Raw genomic sequence first — 24386 nt, forward strand, 5'->3', positions numbered from 1 at the left:
GCCCGTCCAAAAAGGACGGGCGAGACGCCCATCCCACAATCTTGTGGAAGTTATTTAATTCTCATTCCTTAGCAACAACAAACCGTAAAAAATGCAAGACGAAACTTTAAAAAAAGAGCGGCAATTCCACGATGCTTGGGCATCCACAATCGATATTGACGGCATTCGAGTCAATGATTACTTTGAAGCTTGCACCGCCCCAGAAAATAGATTTATCGTCCAGCAAATGGGCGATATTACAGGCAAACGCCTGTTAGATTTAGGCTGCGGCGCCGGAGAAAACAGCGTTTATTTTGCTAAAAAAGGCGCGCATTGTGTGGCGGCGGACTATTCTCAGGGCATGGTAGAAGTTGCCCTGAAATTGGCTGAGAAAAACGGCGTCAAAATAGAGGGCTGCACTGTAAATGCAATGGCTATGGATTTCGCGGACAACAGTTTTGATATTGTCTACGCTTCTAATTTGCTGCACCATTTGCCGGAACCGGAAAAGGCGATTCGCGAAATGCACCGGGTACTGAAGCCTGGGGGTAAAGCTTGTTTTTGGGACCCGATGAAGCACAATCCGGTGATTAATGTTTACCGCAGGATGGCGACTGAGGTGCGGACGGAGGATGAAACTCCTTTGGATATTAATATTGTGAATTTTATCAAGTCTTTGTTTTCGGAGACGGCTTATGATACCTTTTGGCTGACATCGCTTTGGATTTTTTTGCGCTTTTATTTGATCGAAAAAGTGCATCCGAATGAGGAGCGTTATTGGAAAAAAATTATCATTGAACAAGAGAGATTGAAACCGGAATACTCTCGGTTGGAAGGGTTGGATTGGTTTTTGAAGAAGTTGCCTTTGATGAAGCGCTTGGCTTGGAATTTGGCTGTGGTGGCAACGAAGTAATTAAAAGAAGTACAATAAGTCAAAGCATTTAATTAAGAGGCTAATTATGCCAGAAACTATTACTGCTATCTACGAAAACGGGGTTTTTCGTCCCTTGAGTCCTTTGTCATTGAATGATGGGGAAACTGTGCAAATCACAATTGTAGCGGAAGTTTCGCCGGAAGAACTCAAGGGCGATCGCGAAAAAGCGATTAAGTTGATGGATGTACGAGGATTGATGCGTTTGCCAAATAAGCAGGGTAAGCTCGATCCTGTTGAATTAGCACGACGTGAAGAGAAATGGCGCGAACTGTTTGAAGAACTGAAGGGAAGGCCGGGGACACCTGTCTCTGAAATAGTTATAGAGGATCGTGGCCCGTGGTAAATACTTATTTTCTAGATACCAGTGCTTTGGTCAAACGTTACGTGCCTGAAACAGGGAGTAATTGGATTCAATCGATTACTGATGTGGCTGCAAATAACGATTTAACTATTAGCCAGATTACATGGGTGGAGTTACACAGCGCCTTGTCGCGTCGTCAGCGGGAGGGGAGTATGTCTGCTGGTGAACTTGACATAATTTTGCAAAAGTTTCGCAATGAATTCGAGACCAAGTATCGAATCATTGAAGTTGACCAAGCGTTGATTGAAAGTGCAGGTCAATTGGTTGTGCAATACCCTTTGCGCGCTTATGATGCTGTGCAGTTGGCGTCTGGTATGTACGTTAAAACTCTGCTCATGTCGGTGCCAGAAACTCAACTAATTTTTGTTTCGGCGGACAATCGATTGCTGAATATTGCTCATTCAGAAGGGTTAGCTATTGATAATCCTAATAATTATCCGTAATCAAGCTATGTCTAGTGAGGAATGCAAGTCCTCATAAAAATCAGAGGACTTGCATTCCTCACTAGAAACTAATTTTAGTGCGATCGTTATTTAGAGAATTTCTTTCAAAGTTTTAACCAATATTTGATTCTGTTCCTCCGTACCTACACTAATCCGCAATTTGTCTTCCAATCGTGGCTGATTGAAGTATCGAATCAATATTCCTCGTACTTTCAGTGTTTGATAAATTCTTTCTGCATCGCCGTTTGGTGGCCTAACTAACAAAAAGTTGGTTTGCGAGGGCCAAACTTCAAAGCCTAATTCCTGGAAACTAACGGCTAGTTTTGCTCGCGAGACCTTAATCTTTTCGGCGTTGGCTATTTTGTGGTCTTGATCTGCGATCGCAACCGCCCCCACTGCATAGGCTAAAGCATCCACATTATAGCTGTCTTTGATTTTATTTAATTCTGCCAGCAGCGCCGGATTTGCTATGCCAAAACCCAGCCTCAATCCTGCTAGGGAATAACCTTTGGAAAGCGTCCTCAAAACTATAACATTACTGTACTTTTTTGTCAATTCCAAAGCATTTTCTTCTGCGAAATCTACATAAGCTTCGTCGATGACAAGAATGCCCGATAACTCTTTAGCCAGTTTCTCCAAATCTGCAAGAGAGATGGCTGTTCCCGATGGACTGTTTGGCGAAGCTATAAATGTCACTGCACCCTGGGCTGCTATTAGCAAATCGACTGGTAACTTGTAGTCATCGGGATAAGGAACTTCAACAAACTCTGCATCTTGAATTTGTGCCAAAGTGCGGTACAATACATAGGTAGGCGCGGGACAAACAATCTGTTTCCCCGATTCGCCCACAGCGCGAACTATCAAGTTTAATAAATCGTCGCTGCCGTTACCTACAATAATCCAATCGTCAGCAACTCCAAAAATTTTACTAGCAGAAATGCGGAAAACTTTGCCCGTTGGATCTGGATAGCGCCGCAGCATTTCTCCGTCTATTTCCTGAAGCACTTTTAACGCTTTGAGAGAAGGCGGATAGGGATTTTCATTAGAATTTAGTTTAATAATTTTTGTGCCTAGCGGTGGCTGTTCCCCAGGCACATAGCCAGACATTTCGTGGATGTTTTTGCGAAAATAATTCATCTATTAATTGAGTTTTGTGGAACGGGCCGAAGAGCCCGTTCTTGATAATGGTGCAAGATATATTGAGTTTTGTGGAACGGGCCGAAGAGCCCGTTCTTAATAATGGTGCAAGATATCAAGTTAAACAAATTATATCAAACAATTAGTGACTATCCGCGTTATACCCAAATCAATTAACTTTTGCATATCCGCTCGATCGTCCACCGTCCAGGCCACAATGTCAACTCCCTGACTCCGGCTTTCTTGAATTAGTGCGGGGTTTTCCAGCAACACGCGATACTGACTGCTAATCAAATTATCCCGATGCGCCACAGCTTGAGCAAATTGAGTTTTGTACGCTTCTAGATTAGCAACAATGTGTCCGATCGCCAAATCGCCAGATAGCCGCCGCACTTGTTCGAGAAATCCATCGTTAAAGGAAGTAATAACGCATTTATGTTGGATCTCTGCGCCCTTCAAACTATTGACAAAAGCCGCGACATCTGCATCCGACCACTCACAGTGAGGTTTGACATCAAAGTAAAGAAATTTGTCAACATTTTTGAGGATAGCTAATGATTCTTTTAAGGTAGGAATTTTTTCTTGTGAAAATTCATCGCTAAACCATTTTCCCGCATTAAGTGTCTGCAATTGAGACAGGGTTGTTTCCCTAACTTTGCCAGAAACTCCAGTGATTCTATCTAATGTTGCGTCGTGAAAAATCACTGGTACGTTGTCGGCGGATAGCTGGATGTCAAATTCGATCGAATGAGCTCCACGGGCGATCGCCAGTTCAAAAGCTGCTAAAGTATTCTCCGGGGCGATCGCCGAAAATCCCCGATGTGCGATAATTTCTACATTCACTGTCTTGTGCCCTCTAAAAAATCTGCCACAGTTTGATTAAAAGTTTCCGGTTGAGTCAAAAAAGACCAGTGATTCCCCGGTACTTTTGCAACAGTAAGATTTTTCAAGTATCTCTTGTATGGCTGCATTTGCCAAGCCATGCGATTTACGCCTTTTTCCGGCTGTACAAACAAAGTTGGTATCTCAATATTTTCAGTTAAACCGGCAACTTTCATCACTTCTGAAAATATCTGATTTCTGGCTGCAATCGCAAATTTACTGCCCCAATTTCCGTCGGATTTTGGTTCGATTTGCTGTTGGAATACCATTTGCTGCACATCACTCCAATCTGCGTATTCTCCCGATTGTTTTGCCGCTGCTTCTGCTTGGGCTAAAGTCGCAAACGGGCCCACACATTTGAGACAGTCTAATTTTCGGTAAACAATTGGCAGGGTGAGTTTCATCGCGGCGGGAAGTTTGGTGATGAAGATGGGGTCTACTAAAATCATACTGCAAAAGCGATCGGGATTTTGCCTCGCCCAAATCGGTGCTAGTTTTCCCGTCCAAGAATGTCCTAAAATGTGGGCGTCTGGCCAGTTGAGATGTACCATCAAAGCTTCTAAATCTGCGATCGCACTTTCAAAAGTATAGCCTGTTTTCGGTTTGCTACTCTCTCCGTGACCGCGCATATCGGGCGCTACAATATGATAGCGGTTGGACAAGTAATTGCCCAAGCTAGTCCAGACAAACGCACTATCTGCTAAACCGTGTAACAGCAGCAAACGCGGAACTTTTTCTGTCCCAGTTTCTGGCTGCCATTCTAGGTAGGAAAGTTCAATGTCTGGTAAGTGCAAAGTATTACGAGTTGGCATAATTAGGGTATTTTATAGGTGGATAAATGTGATTTAACTTTTTTAGAAACAGGCAAGATGCCTGTTCCACAAGGAGTGAATTTTATTGTACTGTTTTGATAAACAGGCAAGATGCCTGTTTCACAAAGAATAAATCTTCTTGTGGGGTGGGGTGGGCTTCTAGCCCGCAAGATGCCTGTTCCACAAAGAGTGAATTTTATTGTACTGTTTTGATAAACAGGCAAGATGCCTGTTTCACAAAGAATCTTCTTGTGGGGTGGGGTGGGCTTCTAGCCTGTTTATGAACAGGCAAGATGCCTGTTCCACAAAGAGTGAATTTTATTGTACAGTTTTCATAAACAGGCAATATTGTTTTTTCACAAATAATAAATCTTCTTGTGGGGTGGGCCGTTGCTCCTAGCCCGCCCTTCTGACTTAACCTTTGCCCTTCAAACTCAACAAGATAAACTGAGTTTTCTGCGCTTCATCAAAATTGTCATCGCTGACCAAAACTATACTCTGGCTGCCATCTGGCAAGCGCGGGCCGAGGGTCATTCCCTCTAAATTATATAGCGGAATTCCGAGTTGGCTTAAGTCTAGCAGCAACTTTTTCTTAACAGGTTCGACCGCCACTCGTCCTTTAAAACTCTGGATTCTCGAAGTATCTGTAGCCGCCCCAACTGCTACTTGATAAATCCTAGCGCTGTATCCCGACAGCCCAAAAGAACGTTCTAAACTCAGAATCTGACCGCCACCGACAGTTACTAATTCTGTTAAACCGTTCAAAATAGTCATGGGAACTTGGTCTAACTTGTAAAGATTCTCCGAGACTAATTGCGGCGTTTTATCGACGATGATATAATGTAAAAGACGCAGTTTGCTTGCCTGTTCGGGGTCTAAATCTTGCATTAACGGCGCTTCCGTAGCTGCGAACAAACGAAACGGATCAAGACCGCCCGGACTAAAGGTTTCTGGGTCGATGGTTAAAGATTCAAAACCTAAATTGTCCACAACTCCTTGCTGCTGTTTTTCATCGCTGGCATCGGGAATATAGCGCTTTGGTATCGGCAAATTTCCCCGCATTTGCCCGGTTTTGAGGTCAAATTCTCCGAGAAAAGGAGGGATGCCCACATGAGTAACGCCTTCGCTGGCGACAAATACTGAATTGCGGGGAGAAAGGGCGATGCCTTCGGGATTTATGGAACCCCAAGAGAAGGTTTCACCGTCTGCTTTTTTGAGGGATGTAACGCCGTCAACGGTAACTTTTTTCAGGCGAATATTTGCTGGATCGCTTGATGTGAGGTCTAGTCGGAGACTGTAAAATCTCGCTTCTCCGTTTTCGCTGGGGTCGTCGGAGAGAGCGTAAAAGCGATAAGCTTTGGAAGTGACTGCGCTAATACCTTTGGGATCGTAGGTAATTCCTGACAAACCGCCGACTGGTACTCCTTCAAAATTGGTTTTTGGCAATTCGTACTCGCCCAAAAATTCGAGGGACAATTCTGGAAAAGATCGGTCTTTTGCAACTGCGGGAGGGGGGGCGCAAGCTGTGCAAACAGTTAAGAGAATTAGGGCTAGACTAAATAAGCGTAAAATGCGTTGGCGAAGCCCTCGAAGAGGATCGCCCAGCGTCTTTAAATGCCAATAATTGCTCAGCACGGTGACATTTATTTTGTTGCTCTTGTTGAACTGTTTACTTTTGTGCCATCTTTGTGACATAATTTATACCGTTTTGTAGATATGCAAAACTTGATGTTTCCAGAAGAGATGCCGAATCGCGGCAACCAAATTTTTAGAATGAGAAGTTCTGTACCAATTGGGTGCTTGCTTTTCCTGTGGCTGTGTGCTGGTTCTATTGCTAGCGCCCAAACTAATCCACCAGCCCTCGATCAATTTTCTCCTAATCCTCTAGAAATTACCACACCCGATCCCCTAACTCCCGCTAATGAATCTTTGAGCAGCACTCAGCGGGACGAACTGACAGCGGCTTTGGAAGAGTTAAACTTAGAAGCAGCGACTAAACTGCAAGCTGGAGACGGCGCGGGTGCTTTTGAAATTTGGTTCCGAGAATTGCGGCTGCGGAGGTATCTGGGCCCGGCGGCGGAAATTGCTGCTTTGAGTCGGGTGGGAAGTGTTGCTTGGAGTAATGGTAAAAACCTCGAACTACAGCTTATTACTAAACGGTTGCAAGCAATTCAAAAAGAAGTCAAATCCCAAGTACCACTTAATACTGAGTTGCTACCCGCCTTCGCTGCGGCTTTTCAGCAGGTGCGCGCTAAAGGCCCGACTGTAGAAGTTTACCAAGAAATTCTCGAAAATGCGCGCCAAAACCAAGATATATTGGCTGAAGGTCAGATTTTGAAGGCGATCGGGCTTATTCACATCAATTGGTTGAGTTACGATAAAGCTGCTCCCGTGTATGAGGAATTGGCTACTTTAATTCAGGAAAACCGCGCTTTATTTGCTGCTAATTCTGCTGTGCAAAATTCTGCTGTAGTTGCGGGAAACGGCGCGCCGCCGCAGCCTGTAACTCCTCCAACTGAGGTAGATACCCTGAGACAGTTGGCCTATGTTTACCAACAGTCGAAACAACCCCTAAAGGCGATCGCAGCTAGGGAAAAACTAGCATCGGTGTATCTTAACTTACAAAATCCAAGCGCTATACCACCGCTCAAAATTGCGATCGCCAGCGATTACCAAACCATAGGTCAAATCAATTTAGCAGCTCAATACTATCAGGAAGCCTACAATTTAGCCGTCCCTATTCAACAGTATGCCCAAGCTAGTGAAGCTTTAGATAAATTAGCATTACTTTATCGATCGCAAAAGCAATGGGAGCCGACTTTGCGGATTTATCAAATGCAGTTGCTGTTAGAAGAGCGGGCTTACAATTTCTACGGATTGATGAACACTTATGACAATATCGGTCAAGTTTATCAAGAGATGAAGGCTTACGATAAAGCTTTGGAATCCTATCAAAAAGGGTTGGACGTGGCTAAAAAATTGGGACACAGACAAGAGTATTTTGCTAAGAAAATTCAAAAAGTTAACAAGCAATTGCAAAGAACTTCGTAGTTGTCAGCAGGCAATAATGACAAATTGCAATGTGAGTAATTTAAATGAAGTAAGGTGTGCAATGCACACCCTACAAAACTACTTTTGAATCGTAGGTTTCTCGCGAGATAGAGTAATATAGTACATCAGTTTCGTAGTAATGAGCATTTTTTTCATATTTCATGCCAACTTTCTGTATCACCCGCTGGGAGGCAATATTTTCTGGGCGGGCGATCGCAACTATTCTCTCCAAATCTAATATTTTAAATCCATAATTTAGACTAGCCAAAGATGCTTCTGTCGCCAATCCTTGATTCCAATAAACTTTGTCTAGCGCATAGCCCAGCTCAACTTCCGGTGTCTGATCCAGAAAAGCCAGTCCGCAGCGACCAATCATTTTACAGTCTATTTTATGTACTAAAGCCCACATTCCGAAGTTGTTTTGTTCCCAACGTTTGAGCATGGTATGAATGGCAATTTCTGTTGCTTCTCTCGTTCTAACTCCTGTGAGGTATTTCATTGTTTCCGGATCGCTGTAGATGCGGTACAGATCGTCTAAGTCCTCTGGCCTAAATTGTCTCAGATACAATCTGGCTGTCTCTATTTCTTGCATAAGTTATACCCAAAAAGGCTAATACACTTTCATTGGGACGACGGTGAAATGTAAAATCAATTTCTTCAATGCAGTGAACTGCATTTTGAAAACCCAGCATTTGACCAGCAAATAAAACCAGTGGCCAACTCTATGTCTAAAGGCATAAAGTGGCAAGTAGCGGGTATCCGCTGTTGTAATAAATACGGGTGACAGAGCGCTGTCAGGTTGGATAATTTGCTGGATCTGCACAATATTTCCTCATTTGACTGACTCTATTTGCTACAATTATTAGTTGGATATATTGTACAGCTTTTTTGCTCAAAGCTGAGCGAACTGATCTCGCCCGCCCGCCCTACAAGCCGCGCAGCGAAAAAAAAGCTCGATATCCTCACAAAAAGCCGCCGAATTTAGCAGCATAATAGCTTCTGCAATCTAAAATCTAAAATCTAAAATCTAAAATCGGATGACTCTTTCCTCACCAGTAGCAGACACCAAAAACAAATCCGGCCAGGAAACAGACTGGCGGTTATTCATGAGGTTGGCATCTTACGCAACCCGCAGCAAACGCTTGCTGATTATTTCGATCGCACTATTAGTACCGCTAGCAGTCTCAGGAGCAATTCAACCCATTCTCATCGGACAGGCAATTTCGGTAATTCGCTCGGAACCTACCTACGAATTCTTGCGGGGATTGTCTCTATCTGCTGCTTTGAATATTTTGGCTATTTTGCTCATGCTAACTATAACACTTAGATTAGCACTGCAATCAGTTCAAGGCTATTTAGTCACGAAAGTAGGGCAAATAATTACTACAGATATTAGAAATGATTTGTTCGCCCACGTCACATCGCTAGCAGTGAGATTTTTTGATCGCACTCCTGTCGGTAAACTGATGACTCGCCTCACCAGCGATGTAGAAGCTTTGGGAGAGGTTTTCTCTTCAGGGGCGATCGGCATTGTCAGCGATTTATTTTCAATTTTAGTAATTGCCATTTTCATGTTTACCATGCAGTGGCAACTAGCTTTAATGTTGGTGCTGATGATGATACCAATTACCGCTGTCATAGTTTATTTCCAGTACCAATATCGCATAGCCAATTACAATACCAGAGAAGAACTTTCCGAACTCAACGCCCAACTGCAAGAAAACCTGACTGGTATTGGCGTAGTGCAGCTATTCCGCCGCGAAAGGTTCAATTCACAATTGTTTCGCGTCACGAATAAACGCTACATTAAAGCAGTTGACAAAACTATATTTTACGACTCAGCCGTATCTGCGACATTAGAATGGATTGCTTTAGTGGCGATTGCAGCCGTTTTGTGGATGGGGGGTCAAAGGGTTTTAGCCGGTAATCTTAACTTCGGTACTCTCTCAGCATTCATTTTATTTGCTCAGCGTCTCTTCGATCCGCTGCGGCAATTTGCTGAGAAATTCACAGCAATTCAAGCAGGATTTACCGCTGTCGAACGGATTAGCGATATTCTCAACGAACCGATCGAAATTAAAGATCCAACTAGCGGGAAGAAGGAAGGGCACAACACGGATTTTGACACGGATACACGGATGTTTGAAGGGAGAGGGAAGAGGGAAGGAGGAAGAAGGGCAGGTTATTCACCGTTGTTGATAACTGGACATCCAGAGGCAACGGCTTACAACTTGTCTCCGTTCGATCGAGAATTGGCAGATAATCATCAAAATCCAGCAAGTTCCGAATATCGTTTAGTGCCTAACAATCCCCAATCACCCCCCGCCAATCCCCCCAAGCTTCGGGGGGGAGAAAATGCCAAATCGCAGAATTCTGAATCGGGAGAAATCCAATTTGACAACGTGTGGTTTGCTTACAAAGAAGACGAATATGTCCTGCAAAACCTCAATTTCACCATCAAATCCGGCGAAAAAGTAGCATTAGTTGGCCCCACCGGTGCGGGCAAAAGTTCGATTATCCGTCTCCTGTGTCGCCTTTACGAACCTAGCCGAGGACGGATTCTGGTTAATCATGTCGATATTCGGGATTTGCCTCAAGCAGAGTTACGCAGGCACATAGGCGTGATTATCCAAGATGGCTTTCTATTTGCTGGTGACGTGAAGAGCAATATCAGCCTGGGAGAAAGTTACTCGATTGAGGAAATTCAAGCAGCAGCAGAAAAGACTAATGTTGCCCGTTTAATCGAACAGTTGCCTCAAGGTTATGATACGCAATTGCGGGAACGGGGAACCAATCTTTCGGGGGGACAAAAGCAATTATTAGCGTTTGCTCGTGCCGCTATTCGCAATCCTAGTATTTTAGTTCTCGACGAGGCAACTGCTAGTTTGGATGTGGGGACGGAAGCTTTAATTCAAGAAGCTCTAGAGCGTTTGATGGTGGACAGAACGGCGATAATTATTGCCCACAGGCTCTCGACTATCCGAAATGTCGATCGTATTTTAGTGCTCAAACGCGGGCAGTTAGTAGAGTCGGGCAGCCACGAAGAGTTGTTGCAGCTAGAAGGGTTGTATGCCAGCTTGTACAAGTTGCAAATGCTGGGCAGTTAATATCTGAAGGAAGGCACGACACGGATTTTGACACGGATACACGGATGAATTATCGATAAGAGGGAAAATTCTCGGAATACCCAGATACCCGACTTCTTGAAGAAGTCGGGGATCTAAAAGAATCTAAAATCTAAAATCGCAACTCTAAAATTGATTCATTTGCCTGAAATCATTTTCCCCAGGGTTTCCGGCAAGTGAATTATATGTTGGAAAAGCTGATTTGGGCCGATGCCAAACAATAACTGCATCGTCAGCACAATTGCTGCTAAACCAATCGCTGTCCCGATGCTGGCTTTCAATACTTTAAAAGCCCAATTAAACACTAGCCAAGATACAAGTAACGAAGCAATTAAGATAATTAGTTCTATTGGCATATAACATTTTTAACTCTATTTTAACTCTACATAAATTACGTATCAATACCAAAGAAATCGGGTTTTTTATCTGTGTTAAAGGTTCAAATGCAGTATTTCCGTAAAAACCCGGTTTCTGCGTCAAGGACTACTCTACTTATTACTTTAAGCAATACTGCCGCGCTTCCGTGTTTCCTTATAAGAAATTCCGACATTCTTTAAGCCGGCTTTAATCATTTGCTGCTCTAACAAAGCGAAAAAGCGAGTTCGATCGCCCCCCGTGACTACCGCTTGATTGTGAGCTTCTGCTAGCGTCACCGGATACCCGCCGCCTTTGTGTACTTGAGCCAGCATCATTCCTAATGCTAAATCTAGCTGTGCTGTATCTTGTGCTACCCATTCCGGCACTTCTATTCTAGCAATTTCTGTGCCAACGTGAACGTAACAGAAATAGACGGAATTAATGCCGTACAAATCTAAAATTCGAGCTTGGGATTTCCACAAAGGGCTTCTTTGTCCAGGTGACAGGATTGTTGCCCACAATATGGCATCCCGCAATGGTTCAAATTCTTGACAAGGTGCTTTTTCGGCGAAAGAAATTGTGGCGGCAAATCCGACGTTCGGGCAATTTGTCATGCAGTCTGGTACTTCGTGGGTGCAAGCTTCAAACCGTAAAAAAGATAAGCTTTCGCTGCTGCGAGAAGCGCTTAAGTATCCTAACAGCGGAATTCCTGCTAAACGCAACTTGTCCCAAGCTTCTAAAATTGGCAGCAAAATTTGATCGCGCGCGTCGGTGGGTAACTGTTCCAAAAACCAATAAATCAGGGAACCGTCTACCATTGCTAAAGCTGGCGCGGGCAATTTATTGTCGTTAACTTTTGCCCAATTGCAGCCCATTTCTGCTAAGGCAATTGCTTCGGAAACTGCTCGCCGGTATCCCATCCATTCTTCGGTTCTAATTCCCCACTGTCGCGAACCGTACAAGTCTTCGGGTTTGTAGAAAACTTCGGGTACGCTGTCTAAAACTGGGTGGCGACTTTGGCCGTAGTGTAGCATGACTGTGCCGACGTTTAGCAGGTAGCAGTAGGCTATTTCGTGATGGTTGGGGGAAATTTGCGATCCGTCTGTGGCAAAGACTGTGTGAGAGGCGGGGGGTGCGGTGATGTAGGTGCGATCGTCTAAGGGCTCGATCGGCGTGGCAGCATTGAATAAAGTGCGATCGCGCCAATTCTCTTGCAATTCCACCAATTTTTCCTGTTCCGCTGCTGCCTTTACCAGCAAATTCTGAGCCACTTCCAAACGTTGGCGAGCCGCCTGAGCTTCCACATTCAAATGTTGGCTCATTCCCTGCATTGCCTTGGCTGCTTTAGTTAAATCGAGCATCGGTTTTAAGTCTCAATATTAGAAAGCTTTCAAGCTGAGAAATTATCAAAACACTTTTCAAATTTTTGGTTCAGAAGCTTGGTTTTTTTGTCATAAACCGGGTTTGATAAACTAAAATACTTCGTTGCAGCCCGAAGAAACTGTAAAAAAATCCGTTTCTCAGGTCAATAGTACCTCCAAGACTGTATCAAAAAAAATCATTTTTTTTTTCGATATCCTTGCTTTTCTTGAGAATTCCTGTTATTATATATCTTATAATGGGATGGTTGCACAAATATTATTTTTGCTACCATCCCATTATATTAAAATACCATGTCTGCGCCGCAAAAGTCAACAAAAAAGATGTAAAATTTTGTGATTTTTTTTGACTCTGAAAAGCGAAAAAAAATCACTACTGTAAACAAATCTAACATCAACAGTCGATCGGCAGCCAATTTGCAAAATCTCCGGCAAACTGCGACAGAGAAAGCAATTGAACTGGTGGATTTTGAGCCACAGATTCCCGTTCGGGCAAAGTATTGTAACCCCAATCAGCCAAAAATAACCTCACCTGAGATAAATCCGGCTGCTGCTTCACCGACAGCAAAGTTTTTAACCTGTCTTCCACAAACCAAATAGTCGAATCTTTGCCAGACGCGGCCAAAAATTCCCGCAAAATTTGGTGCTTCGGCTTGTTGTATTCCTTGCCAAAAATTAACTCAGACGGCATTTGTACGCCTGCTAGTTGCAAAAGTTCCCGCACAAAACGGCCTTCCTTCGTAGTGACGATCGCCACTTTCACCGAACTCTCCTGTAAAGAATGCAAGCGATCGGCAACCCCTGGATAAAAGCGGTGCAAAGACAGCCACCCAGCTAAATCCTCAGCAATCCAATTATCGCGCAATCCGTCTAACATAGCGCCTACCGACTGCGCTTTTAAATTATTTTCGGTCAACAAATACGGTACTATATTGGGCCACTCTAGCAAAATTTGCTCTGGAGAAATTCCTGTCAGTAATGCGCGGATCAGCAGCGGCATTTCCCAACCAGTTTCGATGGCGGGCCGCACTCGGTAAAAACTCAAAGCTAAATCTGGATCTGGCACTGTTTCGACTGGTTTCCAGATTTGACAGTAGGTACGCCAAGCTGTTTGGAAATATTCGATTAGTCCGTCACAAATCACACCGTCAAAATCAAGAGCTAGAATTGTCGGAAAGTTATTAGCCATCAATCGATTTTAGATTTTAGATTTTGGATTTTGGATTGAATAATTGAAGAATTTGAGAATTGAACGAAGCGATATCACTGATGAATCCGGGGACTGGTTATCGGATACTATTTTTTGGTTGTACCAGGATAAAAACGGGGGCTTGTACCCTGGCTGCTTTCGGTCACTGGATTGAATAATTGAAGAATTGACTCTGCAAACACTCAGCAAGGATTGGTGAACAGTCGTTATTAAAAAGACTGAACTAGAGGTTGAGTAGCAATCGATTCTAGTCCTTGGGACTGCAACAATTGCGTCCACTCGGTCGTCAGCCGCGAATCATCGGGTGCGAGGCGCCGCATTTCGGCTAGAGTAGCAATAGTCTCGTACCAAATCCCATTTTTAGCATAAGCAATCACCTTAGCCATAGGGTCGGGATTTGCCAAATCGTTCTTGAGATTTGCCGGGGGTTCAATTCGCTGCATCCATCCTTTAACAATATAATCTCCAGAACGCTCCAGAGGATCGCAGGCTAGTGCAAACGACCACACATATCGCTTACCCACCTCAATATTTTTTGTCTTGTCTTTCTCAGAAAGGCTAACTCCAACTATTCCGGCTTTGTCATTTTTTAAAGTAGTTTCGTAAACTACTTCGGATTCATCTGCGTTTAGCAAAATAAACTCTACTTGAGCTGCCGGTTGAGAAACATATACAAAAAATGTTGGCGACTCTGTTAGCGTTAAGCCAATATTGCTTTCAGGTATTAAGGGAGTAATGAATAAACCATCCCGTAACTTACAGCCTCGATGCGTCCCCCCTTGCCGGTTGTCGGGGGCTGTTACATCGGGAGGTGTGAAATTAACATTCTGACTCAGCAGAATGGGTGCAGGCACAGCCTGCATCGGTGTCAGCAAACTGGGGAGAGTAACGGCGATCGCCAATACAGTCATCGCCAATGCAGTAAAATGTATAAAACGTTTCATTTTTCCACCAACTTGTATAAATATTTATAGAGCGCATATCTTATGTTAACCCGGAGTTTTAACCCCGGGTGCGATCGAGTAAATGGGTCAATTTTCACATCGCCATCGGCAGACCGACCAAACTTCAAGAAATATCGAGATTTAAAGAGGCGCAACCAGTGGTTGAGCTGCAACTGATTCCAGTCCTTGGGACTGCAATAATTGCGTCCACTTGGCTGTCAGCTTCACATCCTCCGGTGTCTGACGCCGCATTTGGGCTAAAGTAGCGAGAGTTTCGTACCAAATCCCATTTTGAGCATAAACGTTGAGCCTAGTCATCGGGTCGGGATTTGCCAAATCGCTCTTGAGAGTTGCCTGCGGTTCAATTCGCTGCACGAACCCTTTAACAACTGAATCAGCCGATCGGTCTTCCGGGTCGCAAACCATCGAAAACGACCATACGTATCGCTTGCCAACTTCAAGGGATTTGTTGTTGTCCACGGTAGCAGGAATACTAACTCCAACAATCCCGGATTTGTCAACTTTAAAGGTTTTTTCGTAGACTACTTTGTCTTCCTTTTCGTTGAGCAAAGTAAACTCTATTTCGGGCGAGGTGTTAGGAATATAGACAAAAATTGTGGGAGAATCTGTTAGGGTTAAACCGATATTAGTTGGAGGCACTAAAGGAGTAATAGATAAACCCGCTGGACAAAGCTTGTTGCCACGATGTGTTCCTCCTTGTCGGTTGGCGGGGGCTGTTACGTCGGGAGGCTTGAAATTAAAATTTTGACTCAGCAGAAGCGGCTGGGATTGTGCGCGCATCGGTACCAGTGAACTGGGTAAGGTAGCTGCGATCGCAGATACGGCGACCGCAAGTGTAGCCCGATGTAGAAAACGTTTCATTTTGTTGTACCTTTCAGTATAATTGCAAACACAGGCATTCGCTGATGGCGACAAATATTTTTGAGATGCTAGTCGAGGGCGCAGATACACAATTTAAACCTTTACATATCATCAATAACATTTATTAATTCGATCGGCAAGTGGATTCTCTGTCGGAAACATCAGGTTGCCTAGGCCGCAAGTATCATTAGATACAGTTGCTCGCCACGTACTGTAAATTTTTGTAACAAAGTGGTCGGAGTTTCCGAGTGTTCTAAGATGGAGGAAGTCTCCAGCAGGCGGGAAATGTGAAGGGGAGCATCTCAATGAAAGCAGCCAATCTAGAAATTGGAGTTAGGAGCCAGGAGTCAGGAGTCAGGAGGAAAGAGTCAGAAGGAAGCAGGAAGAAGAAGTGTTTTTACAAATATGAGATGCTCCCAATGTGAACCAACTGCTGTTCCAGAAACGAGTCAAACTTTTATGCTGGATAATGAGTAAAATATCTAACAAATTTCGATCGGCAGTGGCTCAAGTGAGTCAAAGGTATAAACCATCACTCTTCTTGGCTAAGTCTGTATTAATTGCCAGCGTGGCAGTAACATTATCCTTGATGGGAGCCAGACAGCTAGGAATACTCGAACCAGTAGAATTAAGCGCTTACGACCAAATGGTGAGGTGGCGTCCCGATGAACAGCCAGACTCGCGTTTGCTAGTTGTGGGGATTACCGAAGCAGACATTCAGAAACTGAAACAGTGGCCAATATCCGATCGCAAAATAGCTGAAATCTTACAAAAACTCGACAAAATGCAGCCGGCAGTCATCGGTTTAGATGTACTGCGAGACGTACCTTTAGGAGACGGGCGGGAGGAATTAACTAAAGTTTTACAAAAAAGCGATCGAATAATCGGGGTATGTTTAGTCACCGACGGAAGCCCGGACAATCCCGGTTCTCCGCCGGCGCCGGGGCTGCCACAAAACCGGGTGGGATTTGCAGATTTCGGAGTCGATCCGGGTGGCATACTCCGCAGGGCTTTATTATTTATGAAACCGCCGACAATTAAGGGCAATGCCTCGGCCCAAAAACATCTTTGCAATGACAATTCTCAAGTTTTATATTCCTTCAACCTCCAGCTAGCACTCCGCTACCTGCAAGGGCAAAAAATCTATCCCCAACTGGCACCAGATCAATCTTTATGGCTGGGAGAAACTCAATTAAAACAACTAGCAAGCAATGACGGAGGATACAAAAATGCCGATGTCAGGGGATATCAAATATTAATTAACTATCGTTCCAAGCAGCAAGTCGCAAACCAAGTCAGAATTACCGATGTTTTAGAAGGGAAAGTAGACCCGAATTTAGTTAAAGATAAAATAGTTCTCATCGGTTATACCACAGAAACCGTTAAAGATTTATTTTATACTCCTTATAGTGGGCGACAGCAAAAAAACCAATTCATGCCGGGGATCGTGGCACACGCACAAGTAGTCAGCCAAATTTTGAGTGCAGTTTTAGACAACAGACCGATGTTTTGGTTTTGGCCGGAATGGGCAGAAATTCTGTGGATTTCGGCATGGTCAATTGTGGGAGGAACCTTGGCATCGCGGATGGCTCACCCAGCGAAGTTGACGGTGACATTTGGAGCACTGCTGTCCGGGTGCTGCGCGATCGGCTTTGGGATTTTTCTCTTAGGAGGGTGGGTGCCTGTGGCAGCGCCAGCCTTAGCATTAATCGTAACTGGCGGTAGCATTGTATCAGCAGAGAGATTTAATAAAGCCGGATACGGGAAAGCAATTAGCGATCGAGTAAAACAAGTCTTCAAAATCGAAATAGACCAAGCCAAAAAAGAACAGCAAGTCGCAGAAATCACAGAATCTGATTTCTTTAAAGAATTGCAGCAAAAGAAAGATAAACTGAGGATTAGCAAACAAGAAACCTCTGAAAAAGCATCTTCCGAACCCCAAGAAATAATTGCCATTACCCCAGAGCTTCCCAAGGTCGAAAGTCAGACAGACGATTACTTAGCTCAGTTGCAGGAAAAAGCCAAACAGCATCAGCAGCGCGCCGCCGTGACTGAATTGGAAAGCGGCTCTCAAACAGGTGTCCCCATCAATGGGGGCGGCGGTGCTAGTTCAGCCGAAACCAAACCTGATGACGAGTTCAGCGATTTGCAAACCAAAGCCAAACAGATGCGGCAGCGCAGGGGCGGCCAAAAGATGATAAAAGATGAAAAAATTGATAGTTTAGCAGACAAGGAGGATTTGGGGGACAAGGAAGAATGACCGACAACTCGACTGTATCATCGAGAATTGCATCATAATGGGTTCTCCCCGTTTCTTACCCTCATACGCAGATCATGTCCAAAATCATCTCTGTCCACTCTTACCGGGGCGGAACTGGCAAATCGAACACGACAGCAAACCTGGCATCTATTATCGCTCGCGGCGGAAATCGAGTCGCCATTGTGGACACAGACATTCAATCGCCGGGGATTCACGTGCTGTTCGGTTTCAGCGAGAGCAATATGGATCGCTGCTTGAACGATTACCTGTGGGGCCGATGTCCGATCGCTGATACGGCCTACAATGTGAGTTCGCTGCTACCAAAATTAGCCAGTAACGGCATCCTCTACCTGATTCCTTCGAGCATTAAAGCAGGGGAGATAGCGCGAGTTTTGCGCGAAGGCTACGATGTGGGACTGCTTACCGACGGCTTTCAAGAACTGATCGAGGTTTTGAACTTAGACTACCTATTTATAGACACGCACCCGGGGCTCAACGAAGAAACCCTCCTCAGCATCACCATTTCCGACATCCTGCTGCTGATTCTGCGTCCGGATCAGCAAGATTTTCAGGGAACGGCTGTCACGGTAGATGTGGCCCGCAAATTAGAAGTTCCCAAGATTTTGATGACGATTAACAAAGCCCCAGAATCGCTGGATTTCGAGGATTTGAAGCAGCAAGTAGAGAGTATCTACAACATCCCAGTGGCAGGGGTACTGCCCCACAGCGACAAGATGATGCTGCTCGCCAGCAAGGGGGTGTTTGCGCTGCACTTCCCTAACGACCCTCTAACTAAGGTGGTGGAAGGGATTGCCAAACAGATTGTGGGATAATTAGTGCAGCGAATGCCGATCGCCCGCCCAAGAGTTTCGCTTTCGCTCTCAATTCTTGGGGAGCGCTGTCCTCCTGCGTATCCGGCTGCCAGTGGCAGAGGAACTTTTAAAGGCGACAATATTTGGTTAAAGAGTCAGGAGAATGGCGACAAAATGAGATACAAATAGATTATGAGAATTTGTTAAAAAACTTTAGGAGGAGAACTCATGGATTTTGACTTCCGCATACTAATAGTATTGATGCCCGTATTGTTGGCGGGCGGCTGGGCTGCTTACAACGTCGGCGCTATAGCTCTCAAACAAGTGCAGAAAATGTTGAACAAGCAAGCATGAACTAAGCATTATCACAAGTAATTTCGCAGCCGGCTGTTTTTTGAGATACAAAACAGTCGGCTAATTTGTGCATTGGCTCTGCTTAAGTGATGGCTGATTCTTGGTGAGCAATTTACGACTGCAGAGAGATGGGGCAAAAACCCAAGAAAAGTTAAATTTAAAGATTAGGCAAAAACCGGGTACGCTCAAGCAAAATACTTTGTTGCAGGAAACGAGCCTGGGTAAAAAAACCTAGCTGTGAAAGCAGGGCGAGCGCATAACTTCGGATTGTGATGTTTTCCTCTCTACTCAGGACTTGTGAGTAGAGTGTTATAAAAATATTTGGTAAGCACGTAATCGCAGAAAATATGAGACAATCACAAAAGAATTTGCCCTGAGAATCTCCCTCAAAACTACGAAGTTTAATTAGTAGGGAAGATAGGTCAAATTGTCAATGTTAAATTCCTATATCTTTAGATAGATTATGCTTTTTCCCCGATCGAGTGGCCTTTTACTCCACCCCACGTCCTTTCCCAGTCAATTTGGCATTGGGGACATGGGAATAGAAGCATATCGCTTTATTGACTTTTTAGTTGAGAGCGACCAGCAATACTGGCAACTATTGCCGCTAGGCCCGACAGGATACGGCAATTCTCCTTATTCGTGCTATTCAGCAATGGCGGGAAATCCGCTGCTGATTAACCCAGAAATGCTGCGGGACCAGCAATTGCTCGGAGATGAAGACTTCGCTAATTTGCCAGAATTTCCGCTGGATTATGTAGACTTCGAGCGAGCGATCGCCCTGAAAGTGCCTTTGCTCAAAAAAGCTTGCGAAAACTTCAAAGCCAAAGCATCCCCGATCCAGCAAAAAGAATTCTCAGGTTTTTGCGAAAGCAAAGAGAATTGGCTGGAAGATTACGCCTTATTTATGGCACTAAAAGATCACTTTGGCGGTGTTAGCTGGAACAATTGGGAACCAGAAATTGCCCGTCGAGAACCCAAGTCCCTAGAGAAATGGCGCCAGCAGCTAAATGCTGAGATTTATTACTACAAATACGTCCAGTTTGAGTTTTTTCGCCAGTGGACGGAGTTGAAACGCTATGCTAACCTGCGGGACATTAAAATTATTGGCGATATTCCGATTTATGTAGCTCACGACAGCGCGGATGTATGGTCTCATCGAGAAATATTTTGCTTGGATGAAGCCAGCGGAGAACCAGCTTTAATGGCGGGAGTTCCCCCTGATTACTTCAGCAATACAGGTCAATTGTGGGGCAACCCCGTATACAATTGGGAGAAGTTGCAAGCAACTAATTTCGAGTGGTGGGTGCAGCGTTTTGAAGCGATTTTCGCTTATGTAGACGTAACTCGGATCGACCACTTCCGAGGATTTGACGCTTACTGGGCGGTGAAGCGCGGACAAGAAACTGCGATCGAGGGAGAGTGGATTAAAGCGCCGGGAACAGCTTTATTGGATCTAATTAACGAAAAGTTTGGCAACTTGCCGATTATCGCTGAAGATTTAGGGGTAATTACTCCAGAAGTGGAAGCTTTGCGCGATCGATACGAGTTTCCAGGAATGAAGATTTTGCAGTTTGCTTTTGCCGGTGGTCCGGGCGATCCTTTTTTGCCTTTCAATTACGATCGCAACTCCGTAGTCTACACCGGCACCCACGACAACGACACGACTGTCGGCTGGTTCAATCAACTGCAAAACTACGAAAGAGATGAAGTTTTGCGTTATTTGGGCTGCATAGATCCCCAAGGAATTCACTGGTCTTTAATCCGCATGGGCTGGATTTCTATTGCTAATATGGCAATTGTGCCGTTTCAAGATTTGTTGGGTTTAGATACTGACGCGCGGATGAATTTTCCGGGGAAACCAGAGGGAAATTGGGGATGGCGGTATCGGCCTGAAGCTTTGAATTGGGAAGTGCGCGATCGGCTCAAAACCATGACTTACATCAGCGGGCGTTCTCCCAATAAAAATTAAAAATTGGGCATTGGCCCGCGCAGGGCATTGGTTATTTGTTATTTGTTATTAAAAAAACTACTAACTACTAACTACTAACTATGCCCGATGCCCGATGCCCGATGCCCCATGCCTCATGCCCGATTACCCTTCATTCTTGGGCGGTGCTGAAGGCTGGATTTCGTTTGCTTTAAAAACTACTTCTTTGGCGACTCCAGGATCTCCGAGTGGTTCGGCTTGTCCGTTATTAACAGCAACCATTACCCCGCCGGCGTTACCTGCTACCACTACCAATTGCTTTTGAGCCCCCCAGGTGCGAACAGTCCCGGTCGGCAAAGTTCCCTCAAACTCTGTTTTACCATCGACTTTAACCTGCATCCACGATTCTGCTTTAAAAGTGACGCTAACCATTACTGGTTTATTGCCAGATTTATCTAAACTTTGACCTGTTCTTACTGCTTCGACAGCCTCGTAACTATCGGGTTTCTGATTTTGTGAGGCTCTTGATGCCTCAGCAGCGGCGCGAGCTTGTTCTTGCTGCCCAAGCGCTATTTCTTCGGCTCCCGCACCGTTTTTTGCGGTAAGAGAACCGCTCATCAACTGAGATAAGACATTGACCGAACAGATAATTAGAAATGTGTAAAAGAGGTAGAGGTGCATCGGCCGCAACTGAGGCCCATCTTGCCAGGATAGCTTGGTTCTCGATCGGGGCGGCGGTTCGATCGGGAAAAAGTCGGCAAACTGAGTTCCGTCCAAACCCATTGCTTCAGCGTAGCGCTTGATCAAACCCTGAGTGTAGACGGGTTCGGGAAGTTGGTCGAGTTGACCGTCCTCGATTGCTTGTAGCAGATTCCGCCGAATCATTGTTACCACGGCTACTTTGTCCAAACAAATCGACTGCTGTTCGCGGTACTGACGGAGTTGAGATCCTATTTCCGCTAGCTTCTTCTGAGCTGGTTCTGGCTCTTGGGATTGCAGTTTCTGCTTAGTGGTTTTGAAGAATAAAAACAATAAATTCTTTGTCATATGCTGTGCTCCGGGGAATTTACTGGCACGCTTATTGATGTTAGGTTGACTAGATTCCATAAATAAATAATTTCCGCATCTTCTAGGGGTCGGCAGCAGCCTGGTGGCAATATTGGCGAACCAGGCCGCTGCAATTGAATCGGGCCAATGGCTGTGCGGTGCAGGCGCACCACGGGATATCCCAATAGCTCGGCTGTTCGCCGAATCTGTCGGTTTCTGCCTTCTGATAGAATGACTTCTAACAGAGTTTGGTCTCGCGCGCGATCGAGAACTTTAACTTTCGCGGGCAAAGTTTTTCTGCCGGACAAGATGATGCCCTGACGCCACGTTTGTAGTATGGGTTCCGGGGGATCGCCACTCACCCAAACCTGATAAGTTTTGGCGATCGAGTGACGCGGATGGGTCAAACAAAATGTCAGCTTACCATCATTGGTGAGCAAGAGGGCGCCGGTGGAATCTGCATCTAAGCGTCCTACGGGGTGGATGCCTTGACCACAGCGCAGTTGGGGTGGCAGCAAGTCGAGAACTTTCGATCGGGATCTTGGATCGCTGCAAGTAGAAACTACGCCTGCCGGTTTGTTGAGCAACAGATAGACCTTTGCTGGTCGATCCGTTGGTTTCACCGGGACTCCATCGACTTGGATGAGATCGCGATCGGGATTCGCTTTTTCTCCTAAGCGAACAATATTGCCATTAACTCGGACTCGTCCAGCTACAATCATCTGTTCTGCAAGACGGCGAGAGGCAATGCCCCACTGGGCGAGGATTTTTTGCAGCCTTTCATCAGACATGACGGGAGTGTGGAAATCCCCAACGAGCGAACGGTGGGGAGGAAACACGACACGGTTAATTGATTAACCGTACTAGCAATGCTCAATTCCTGGTTGGGAATAAATTATAATTCCGACCAATTATTACAGGACGTCCGGCAAGAGTGCAGATTGTCCTTGTGGCAAGAGTGCAGATTGTCCTGATGGCATTACCCTGAATGCTGTGCAAAAACTACGAAAAGACTCGCGGCAGGCACAGGTTTGCACCGTTGGTTTGCGGCTGGTTTGAAAGGTGTGGGTCTGACCCGACCATAAACCAACACTACCATAAATCCCGTACTGCTGGTTAAATTTATACGCTTGATCGCGAATTTTTCATCGGGATCGCACAACTCGTGAACTATCCAAAGATCCCAAGGGGAGAAAGGTGAGAATTTTTCTGCTTCTGGCGTTGCTGATGCCAGATTTCTGCTTGATTTTGGAGTTAATCGGACTTGCGTTCATCAACCCGGTTTCTAAGGAAAATCAGAGGTTGACGGCGATATATCTGTGCAGAAACCGCATTTTTGAGACCGGATGTGCCAGATCTAGTTAAATTTCTGTGCTTGAATATTAAGGTTTATATTCTGAAATTGTTTATGACTGTCGATCGAAACTCTCTTCAATTTGACAATAGAGATGGCGCTGCTGGCTCTGGTGGGACTGTGAATCTCGGCGACGAGCCGGGGATACCTTCGCCGAGTCAAGGCAGCCGGATTGCGAGCGCGGTGCTGTCTCCGGCGGTGCAGTTGTGGCTGCGATCGCAAGTTCAGCACGTGGACGAGTTGAAGGTGAAAATTGAGGGGAGCGATCGACAAATCTTCAGCGGTGCGATCCCCAAAGTCACCGCTGCCGCGATCGGTGCTGTGTATAAAGGACTACACCTAACTGAAGTTGCCATAGAGGGCTGCGGCATTCGCATCAACCTCGGTCAAGCTCTCAAAGGCCAACCCCTGCGCCTCCTGGAATCAGTTCCCGTGGCAGGCGTTTTGAGGGTCAGCCAAGCGGATTTGAATGCGTCGCTGAAAGCGCCTTTGCTGGCTGATGCTTTGAGCGAATTTTTGCGGACGATGCTGCCACTGGCAGATAGGGAAAAGTCGCTGAAGTTGCAAAATTCGCAGATTGTAATTGAGGCGGGTTTGTTGACGCTTTCGGCTGCAATTTTGCGCGCTGGGGGTACGCAAATTCCTTTTGTATTGCGGACTGGTTTGCGGATGGCTAGCGGTCGCGAATTGATGTTTGAATCACCCGAAATCGAAATGGATGGAGAATTAAAGAGCAGTGATTTCAATGGTTTTAAAATTGATTTTGGGCCGGAAGTTGAGATAGAAGAATTGATTTTGAGTCCGGGGGAGATTGTTTGTCGGGGAGGAATTAGAGTTTTGCCTTAGTTAGTTGACTGTTGACAGTTGACAGTTGACAGTTGACAGTTGACAGTTGACAGTTGACTGTTGACTGTTGGCTTTAACCTGGTTCTTCGGTAGAGCCTGGGAATACATACTCAATGCCCAATGCCCAATGCCCAATTCCCAATTCCCAATGCCCAATTCCCAATGCCCAATGCCCAATGCCCAATTCCCAATTCCCAATGCCCAATTCCCAATGCCCAATTCCCAATTCCCAATGCCCAATTCCCAATGCCCAATGCCCAATTCCCAATGCCCAATTCCCAATGCCC

General features: G+C 45.3%; 23 protein-coding genes. 10 read left to right on the forward strand and 13 right to left on the reverse strand.

Features of this window, described 5'->3' with window-relative positions; all coding sequences use genetic code 11:
- The first annotated feature begins 91 nt into the window (after positions 1 to 91).
- From QUB11_RS05405 to QUB11_RS05415, 3 genes are read left to right on the forward strand one after another with little or no spacing between them, the layout of a single operon-like run.
- Positions 92 to 892, forward strand: a complete 801-nt coding sequence (locus tag QUB11_RS05405) for a class I SAM-dependent methyltransferase (RefSeq protein WP_333205885.1) — start codon at positions 92 to 94, stop codon at positions 890 to 892.
- A 46-nt stretch (positions 893 to 938) separates the two neighbouring features.
- Entirely contained in the window at positions 939 to 1256 is a 318-nt protein-coding gene (locus QUB11_RS05410; RefSeq protein WP_333205884.1) for an antitoxin family protein, read from the forward strand.
- Positions 1250 to 1717 (forward strand): type II toxin-antitoxin system VapC family toxin, encoded by a 468-nt coding sequence (locus QUB11_RS05415; RefSeq protein WP_333140379.1) that lies wholly within the window; start codon positions 1250 to 1252, stop codon positions 1715 to 1717. Before QUB11_RS05410 ends, QUB11_RS05415 begins: the two co-directional genes overlap by 7 nt.
- Before the next feature lie 90 nt (positions 1718 to 1807).
- Here QUB11_RS05415 and hisC read toward each other — a convergent pair whose 3' ends face one another.
- The 4 genes from hisC to QUB11_RS05435 all read right to left on the reverse strand — a co-directional run bounded on the left by hisC (position 1808) and on the right by QUB11_RS05435 (position 6243).
- Entirely contained in the window at positions 1808 to 2854 is a 1047-nt protein-coding gene (gene hisC / locus QUB11_RS05420) for a histidinol-phosphate transaminase (RefSeq protein ID WP_333205883.1), read from the reverse strand.
- Between the two features lie 129 nt (positions 2855 to 2983).
- Complete coding sequence (locus tag QUB11_RS05425; RefSeq protein WP_333205882.1) at positions 2984 to 3697, reverse strand: glycerophosphodiester phosphodiesterase family protein; 714 nt, start codon at positions 3695 to 3697, stop codon at positions 2984 to 2986.
- Positions 3694 to 4548 (reverse strand): alpha/beta hydrolase, encoded by an 855-nt coding sequence (locus QUB11_RS05430; RefSeq protein WP_333205881.1) that lies wholly within the window; start codon positions 4546 to 4548, stop codon positions 3694 to 3696. The genes QUB11_RS05425 and QUB11_RS05430 overlap by 4 nt, the downstream gene beginning before the upstream one ends.
- Positions 4549 to 4962: 414 nt before the next feature.
- On the reverse strand, positions 4963 to 6243 hold the full coding sequence (locus tag QUB11_RS05435) for an esterase-like activity of phytase family protein (RefSeq protein ID WP_333205880.1): 1281 nt from the start codon (positions 6241 to 6243) through the stop codon (positions 4963 to 4965).
- A 33-nt stretch (positions 6244 to 6276) separates the two neighbouring features.
- On the opposite strand from QUB11_RS05435, the gene QUB11_RS05440 reads away from it, so the two are divergent.
- Positions 6277 to 7599, forward strand: coding sequence for a tetratricopeptide repeat protein (locus QUB11_RS05440; protein WP_333256501.1), 1323 nt, complete (start codon positions 6277 to 6279; stop codon positions 7597 to 7599).
- A 70-nt stretch (positions 7600 to 7669) separates the two neighbouring features.
- Here QUB11_RS05440 and QUB11_RS05445 read toward each other — a convergent pair whose 3' ends face one another.
- On the reverse strand, positions 7670 to 8191 hold the full coding sequence (locus tag QUB11_RS05445) for a GNAT family N-acetyltransferase (protein ID WP_333205878.1): 522 nt from the start codon (positions 8189 to 8191) through the stop codon (positions 7670 to 7672).
- Between the two features lie 445 nt (positions 8192 to 8636).
- On the opposite strand from QUB11_RS05445, the gene QUB11_RS05450 reads away from it, so the two are divergent.
- Positions 8637 to 10706, forward strand: coding sequence for an ABC transporter ATP-binding protein (locus tag QUB11_RS05450; RefSeq protein ID WP_333205877.1), 2070 nt, complete (start codon positions 8637 to 8639; stop codon positions 10704 to 10706).
- Between the two features lie 155 nt (positions 10707 to 10861).
- Here QUB11_RS05450 and QUB11_RS05455 read toward each other — a convergent pair whose 3' ends face one another.
- The 5 genes from QUB11_RS05455 to QUB11_RS05475 form a co-directional block, all read right to left on the reverse strand.
- The gene (locus tag QUB11_RS05455; RefSeq protein ID WP_006633087.1) at positions 10862 to 11080 is read right to left on the reverse strand and encodes a hypothetical protein; all 219 of its coding nucleotides are present in this window, start codon (positions 11078 to 11080) and stop codon (positions 10862 to 10864) included.
- A gap of 144 nt (positions 11081 to 11224) precedes the next feature.
- Entirely contained in the window at positions 11225 to 12442 is a 1218-nt protein-coding gene (locus QUB11_RS05460) for a DNA double-strand break repair nuclease NurA (RefSeq protein WP_333205876.1), read from the reverse strand.
- Positions 12443 to 12854: 412 nt separating this feature from the next.
- On the reverse strand, positions 12855 to 13649 hold the full coding sequence (locus QUB11_RS05465) for an HAD hydrolase-like protein (RefSeq protein ID WP_333389976.1): 795 nt from the start codon (positions 13647 to 13649) through the stop codon (positions 12855 to 12857).
- A 230-nt stretch (positions 13650 to 13879) separates the two neighbouring features.
- A complete protein-coding gene (locus tag QUB11_RS05470) occupies positions 13880 to 14614 on the reverse strand; it encodes a DUF928 domain-containing protein (RefSeq protein WP_333389977.1) in 735 nt (244 codons plus the stop codon).
- Positions 14615 to 14755: 141 nt separating this feature from the next.
- Positions 14756 to 15496, reverse strand: coding sequence for a DUF928 domain-containing protein (locus tag QUB11_RS05475; protein WP_333389979.1), 741 nt, complete (start codon positions 15494 to 15496; stop codon positions 14756 to 14758).
- Positions 15497 to 15965: 469 nt separating this feature from the next.
- On the opposite strand from QUB11_RS05475, the gene QUB11_RS05480 reads away from it, so the two are divergent.
- The 4 genes from QUB11_RS05480 (at position 15966) to malQ (ending at position 20894) form a co-directional block, all read left to right on the forward strand.
- Positions 15966 to 17756 (forward strand): CHASE2 domain-containing protein, encoded by a 1791-nt coding sequence (locus QUB11_RS05480; RefSeq protein ID WP_333389981.1) that lies wholly within the window; start codon positions 15966 to 15968, stop codon positions 17754 to 17756.
- A gap of 74 nt (positions 17757 to 17830) precedes the next feature.
- A complete protein-coding gene (locus QUB11_RS05485; RefSeq protein ID WP_333389983.1) occupies positions 17831 to 18589 on the forward strand; it encodes a MinD/ParA family protein in 759 nt (252 codons plus the stop codon).
- A 207-nt stretch (positions 18590 to 18796) separates the two neighbouring features.
- Complete coding sequence (locus QUB11_RS05490; RefSeq protein ID WP_333105443.1) at positions 18797 to 18922, forward strand: photosystem II protein Y; 126 nt, start codon at positions 18797 to 18799, stop codon at positions 18920 to 18922.
- Positions 18923 to 19385: 463 nt separating this feature from the next.
- On the forward strand, positions 19386 to 20894 hold the full coding sequence (gene malQ / locus QUB11_RS05495; RefSeq protein ID WP_333205871.1) for a 4-alpha-glucanotransferase: 1509 nt from the start codon (positions 19386 to 19388) through the stop codon (positions 20892 to 20894).
- Positions 20895 to 21017: 123 nt separating this feature from the next.
- On the opposite strand, the gene QUB11_RS05500 is transcribed toward malQ, so the two are convergent.
- Entirely contained in the window at positions 21018 to 21899 is an 882-nt protein-coding gene (locus tag QUB11_RS05500) for a RodZ domain-containing protein (RefSeq protein WP_333205870.1), read from the reverse strand.
- Positions 21896 to 22690: a pseudouridine synthase gene (locus QUB11_RS05505; RefSeq protein WP_333205886.1), complete on the reverse strand. Its 795-nt coding sequence runs from the start codon at positions 22688 to 22690 to the stop codon at positions 21896 to 21898. The genes QUB11_RS05500 and QUB11_RS05505 overlap by 4 nt, the downstream gene beginning before the upstream one ends.
- A 617-nt stretch (positions 22691 to 23307) precedes the next feature.
- Between QUB11_RS05505 and QUB11_RS05510 the strand changes: the two genes are divergently transcribed.
- Positions 23308 to 24099 carry a DUF2993 domain-containing protein gene (locus QUB11_RS05510; protein ID WP_333205869.1) on the forward strand — a complete coding sequence of 264 codons (792 nt, stop codon included), beginning with the start codon at positions 23308 to 23310 and terminating at the stop codon, positions 24097 to 24099.
- Here QUB11_RS05510 and QUB11_RS05515 read toward each other — a convergent pair whose 3' ends face one another.
- Positions 24100 to 24381, reverse strand: coding sequence for a hypothetical protein (locus QUB11_RS05515; protein ID WP_333205868.1), 282 nt, complete (start codon positions 24379 to 24381; stop codon positions 24100 to 24102). It abuts the gene before it with no gap.
- Between the last annotated feature and the right edge of the window lie 5 nt (positions 24382 to 24386).

It is taken from the genome of Microcoleus sp. B6-A1, from assembly GCF_036705085.1.
In the GTDB taxonomy this organism is placed as follows: Bacteria; Cyanobacteriota; Cyanobacteriia; order Cyanobacteriales; family Microcoleaceae; genus Microcoleus.

Bases quoted from the DNA above. Each gene is read 5' to 3' on its own strand.
- QUB11_RS05440 (WP_333256501.1), top strand. From the start codon at position 6,277: ATGTTTCCAGAAGAGATGCCGAATCGCGGCAACCAAATTTTTAGAATG.
- QUB11_RS05485 (WP_333389983.1), top strand. From the start codon at position 17,831: ATGTCCAAAATCATCTCTGTCCACTCTTACCGGGGCGGAACTGGCAAA.
- QUB11_RS05460 (WP_333205876.1), bottom strand. From the start codon at position 12,442: ATGCTCGATTTAACTAAAGCAGCCAAGGCAATGCAGGGAATGAGCCAA.
- QUB11_RS05455 (WP_006633087.1), bottom strand. From the start codon at position 11,080: ATGCCAATAGAACTAATTATCTTAATTGCTTCGTTACTTGTATCTTGG.
- QUB11_RS05445 (WP_333205878.1), bottom strand. From the start codon at position 8,191: ATGCAAGAAATAGAGACAGCCAGATTGTATCTGAGACAATTTAGGCCA.
- QUB11_RS05505 (WP_333205886.1), bottom strand. From the start codon at position 22,690: ATGTCTGATGAAAGGCTGCAAAAAATCCTCGCCCAGTGGGGCATTGCC.
- QUB11_RS05430 (WP_333205881.1), bottom strand. From the start codon at position 4,548: ATGCCAACTCGTAATACTTTGCACTTACCAGACATTGAACTTTCCTAC.
- malQ (WP_333205871.1), top strand. From the start codon at position 19,386: ATGCTTTTTCCCCGATCGAGTGGCCTTTTACTCCACCCCACGTCCTTT.
- QUB11_RS05475 (WP_333389979.1), bottom strand. From the start codon at position 15,496: ATGAAACGTTTTCTACATCGGGCTACACTTGCGGTCGCCGTATCTGCG.
- QUB11_RS05510 (WP_333205869.1), top strand. From the start codon at position 23,308: ATGACTGTCGATCGAAACTCTCTTCAATTTGACAATAGAGATGGCGCT.
- QUB11_RS05480 (WP_333389981.1), top strand. From the start codon at position 15,966: ATGAGTAAAATATCTAACAAATTTCGATCGGCAGTGGCTCAAGTGAGT.
- QUB11_RS05410 (WP_333205884.1), top strand. From the start codon at position 939: ATGCCAGAAACTATTACTGCTATCTACGAAAACGGGGTTTTTCGTCCC.
- QUB11_RS05465 (WP_333389976.1), bottom strand. From the start codon at position 13,649: ATGGCTAATAACTTTCCGACAATTCTAGCTCTTGATTTTGACGGTGTG.
- hisC (WP_333205883.1), bottom strand. From the start codon at position 2,854: ATGAATTATTTTCGCAAAAACATCCACGAAATGTCTGGCTATGTGCCT.
- QUB11_RS05435 (WP_333205880.1), bottom strand. From the start codon at position 6,243: ATGTCACAAAGATGGCACAAAAGTAAACAGTTCAACAAGAGCAACAAA.
- QUB11_RS05450 (WP_333205877.1), top strand. From the start codon at position 8,637: ATGACTCTTTCCTCACCAGTAGCAGACACCAAAAACAAATCCGGCCAG.
- QUB11_RS05405 (WP_333205885.1), top strand. From the start codon at position 92: ATGCAAGACGAAACTTTAAAAAAAGAGCGGCAATTCCACGATGCTTGG.
- QUB11_RS05470 (WP_333389977.1), bottom strand. From the start codon at position 14,614: ATGAAACGTTTTATACATTTTACTGCATTGGCGATGACTGTATTGGCG.
- QUB11_RS05500 (WP_333205870.1), bottom strand. From the start codon at position 21,899: ATGACAAAGAATTTATTGTTTTTATTCTTCAAAACCACTAAGCAGAAA.
- QUB11_RS05490 (WP_333105443.1), top strand. From the start codon at position 18,797: ATGGATTTTGACTTCCGCATACTAATAGTATTGATGCCCGTATTGTTG.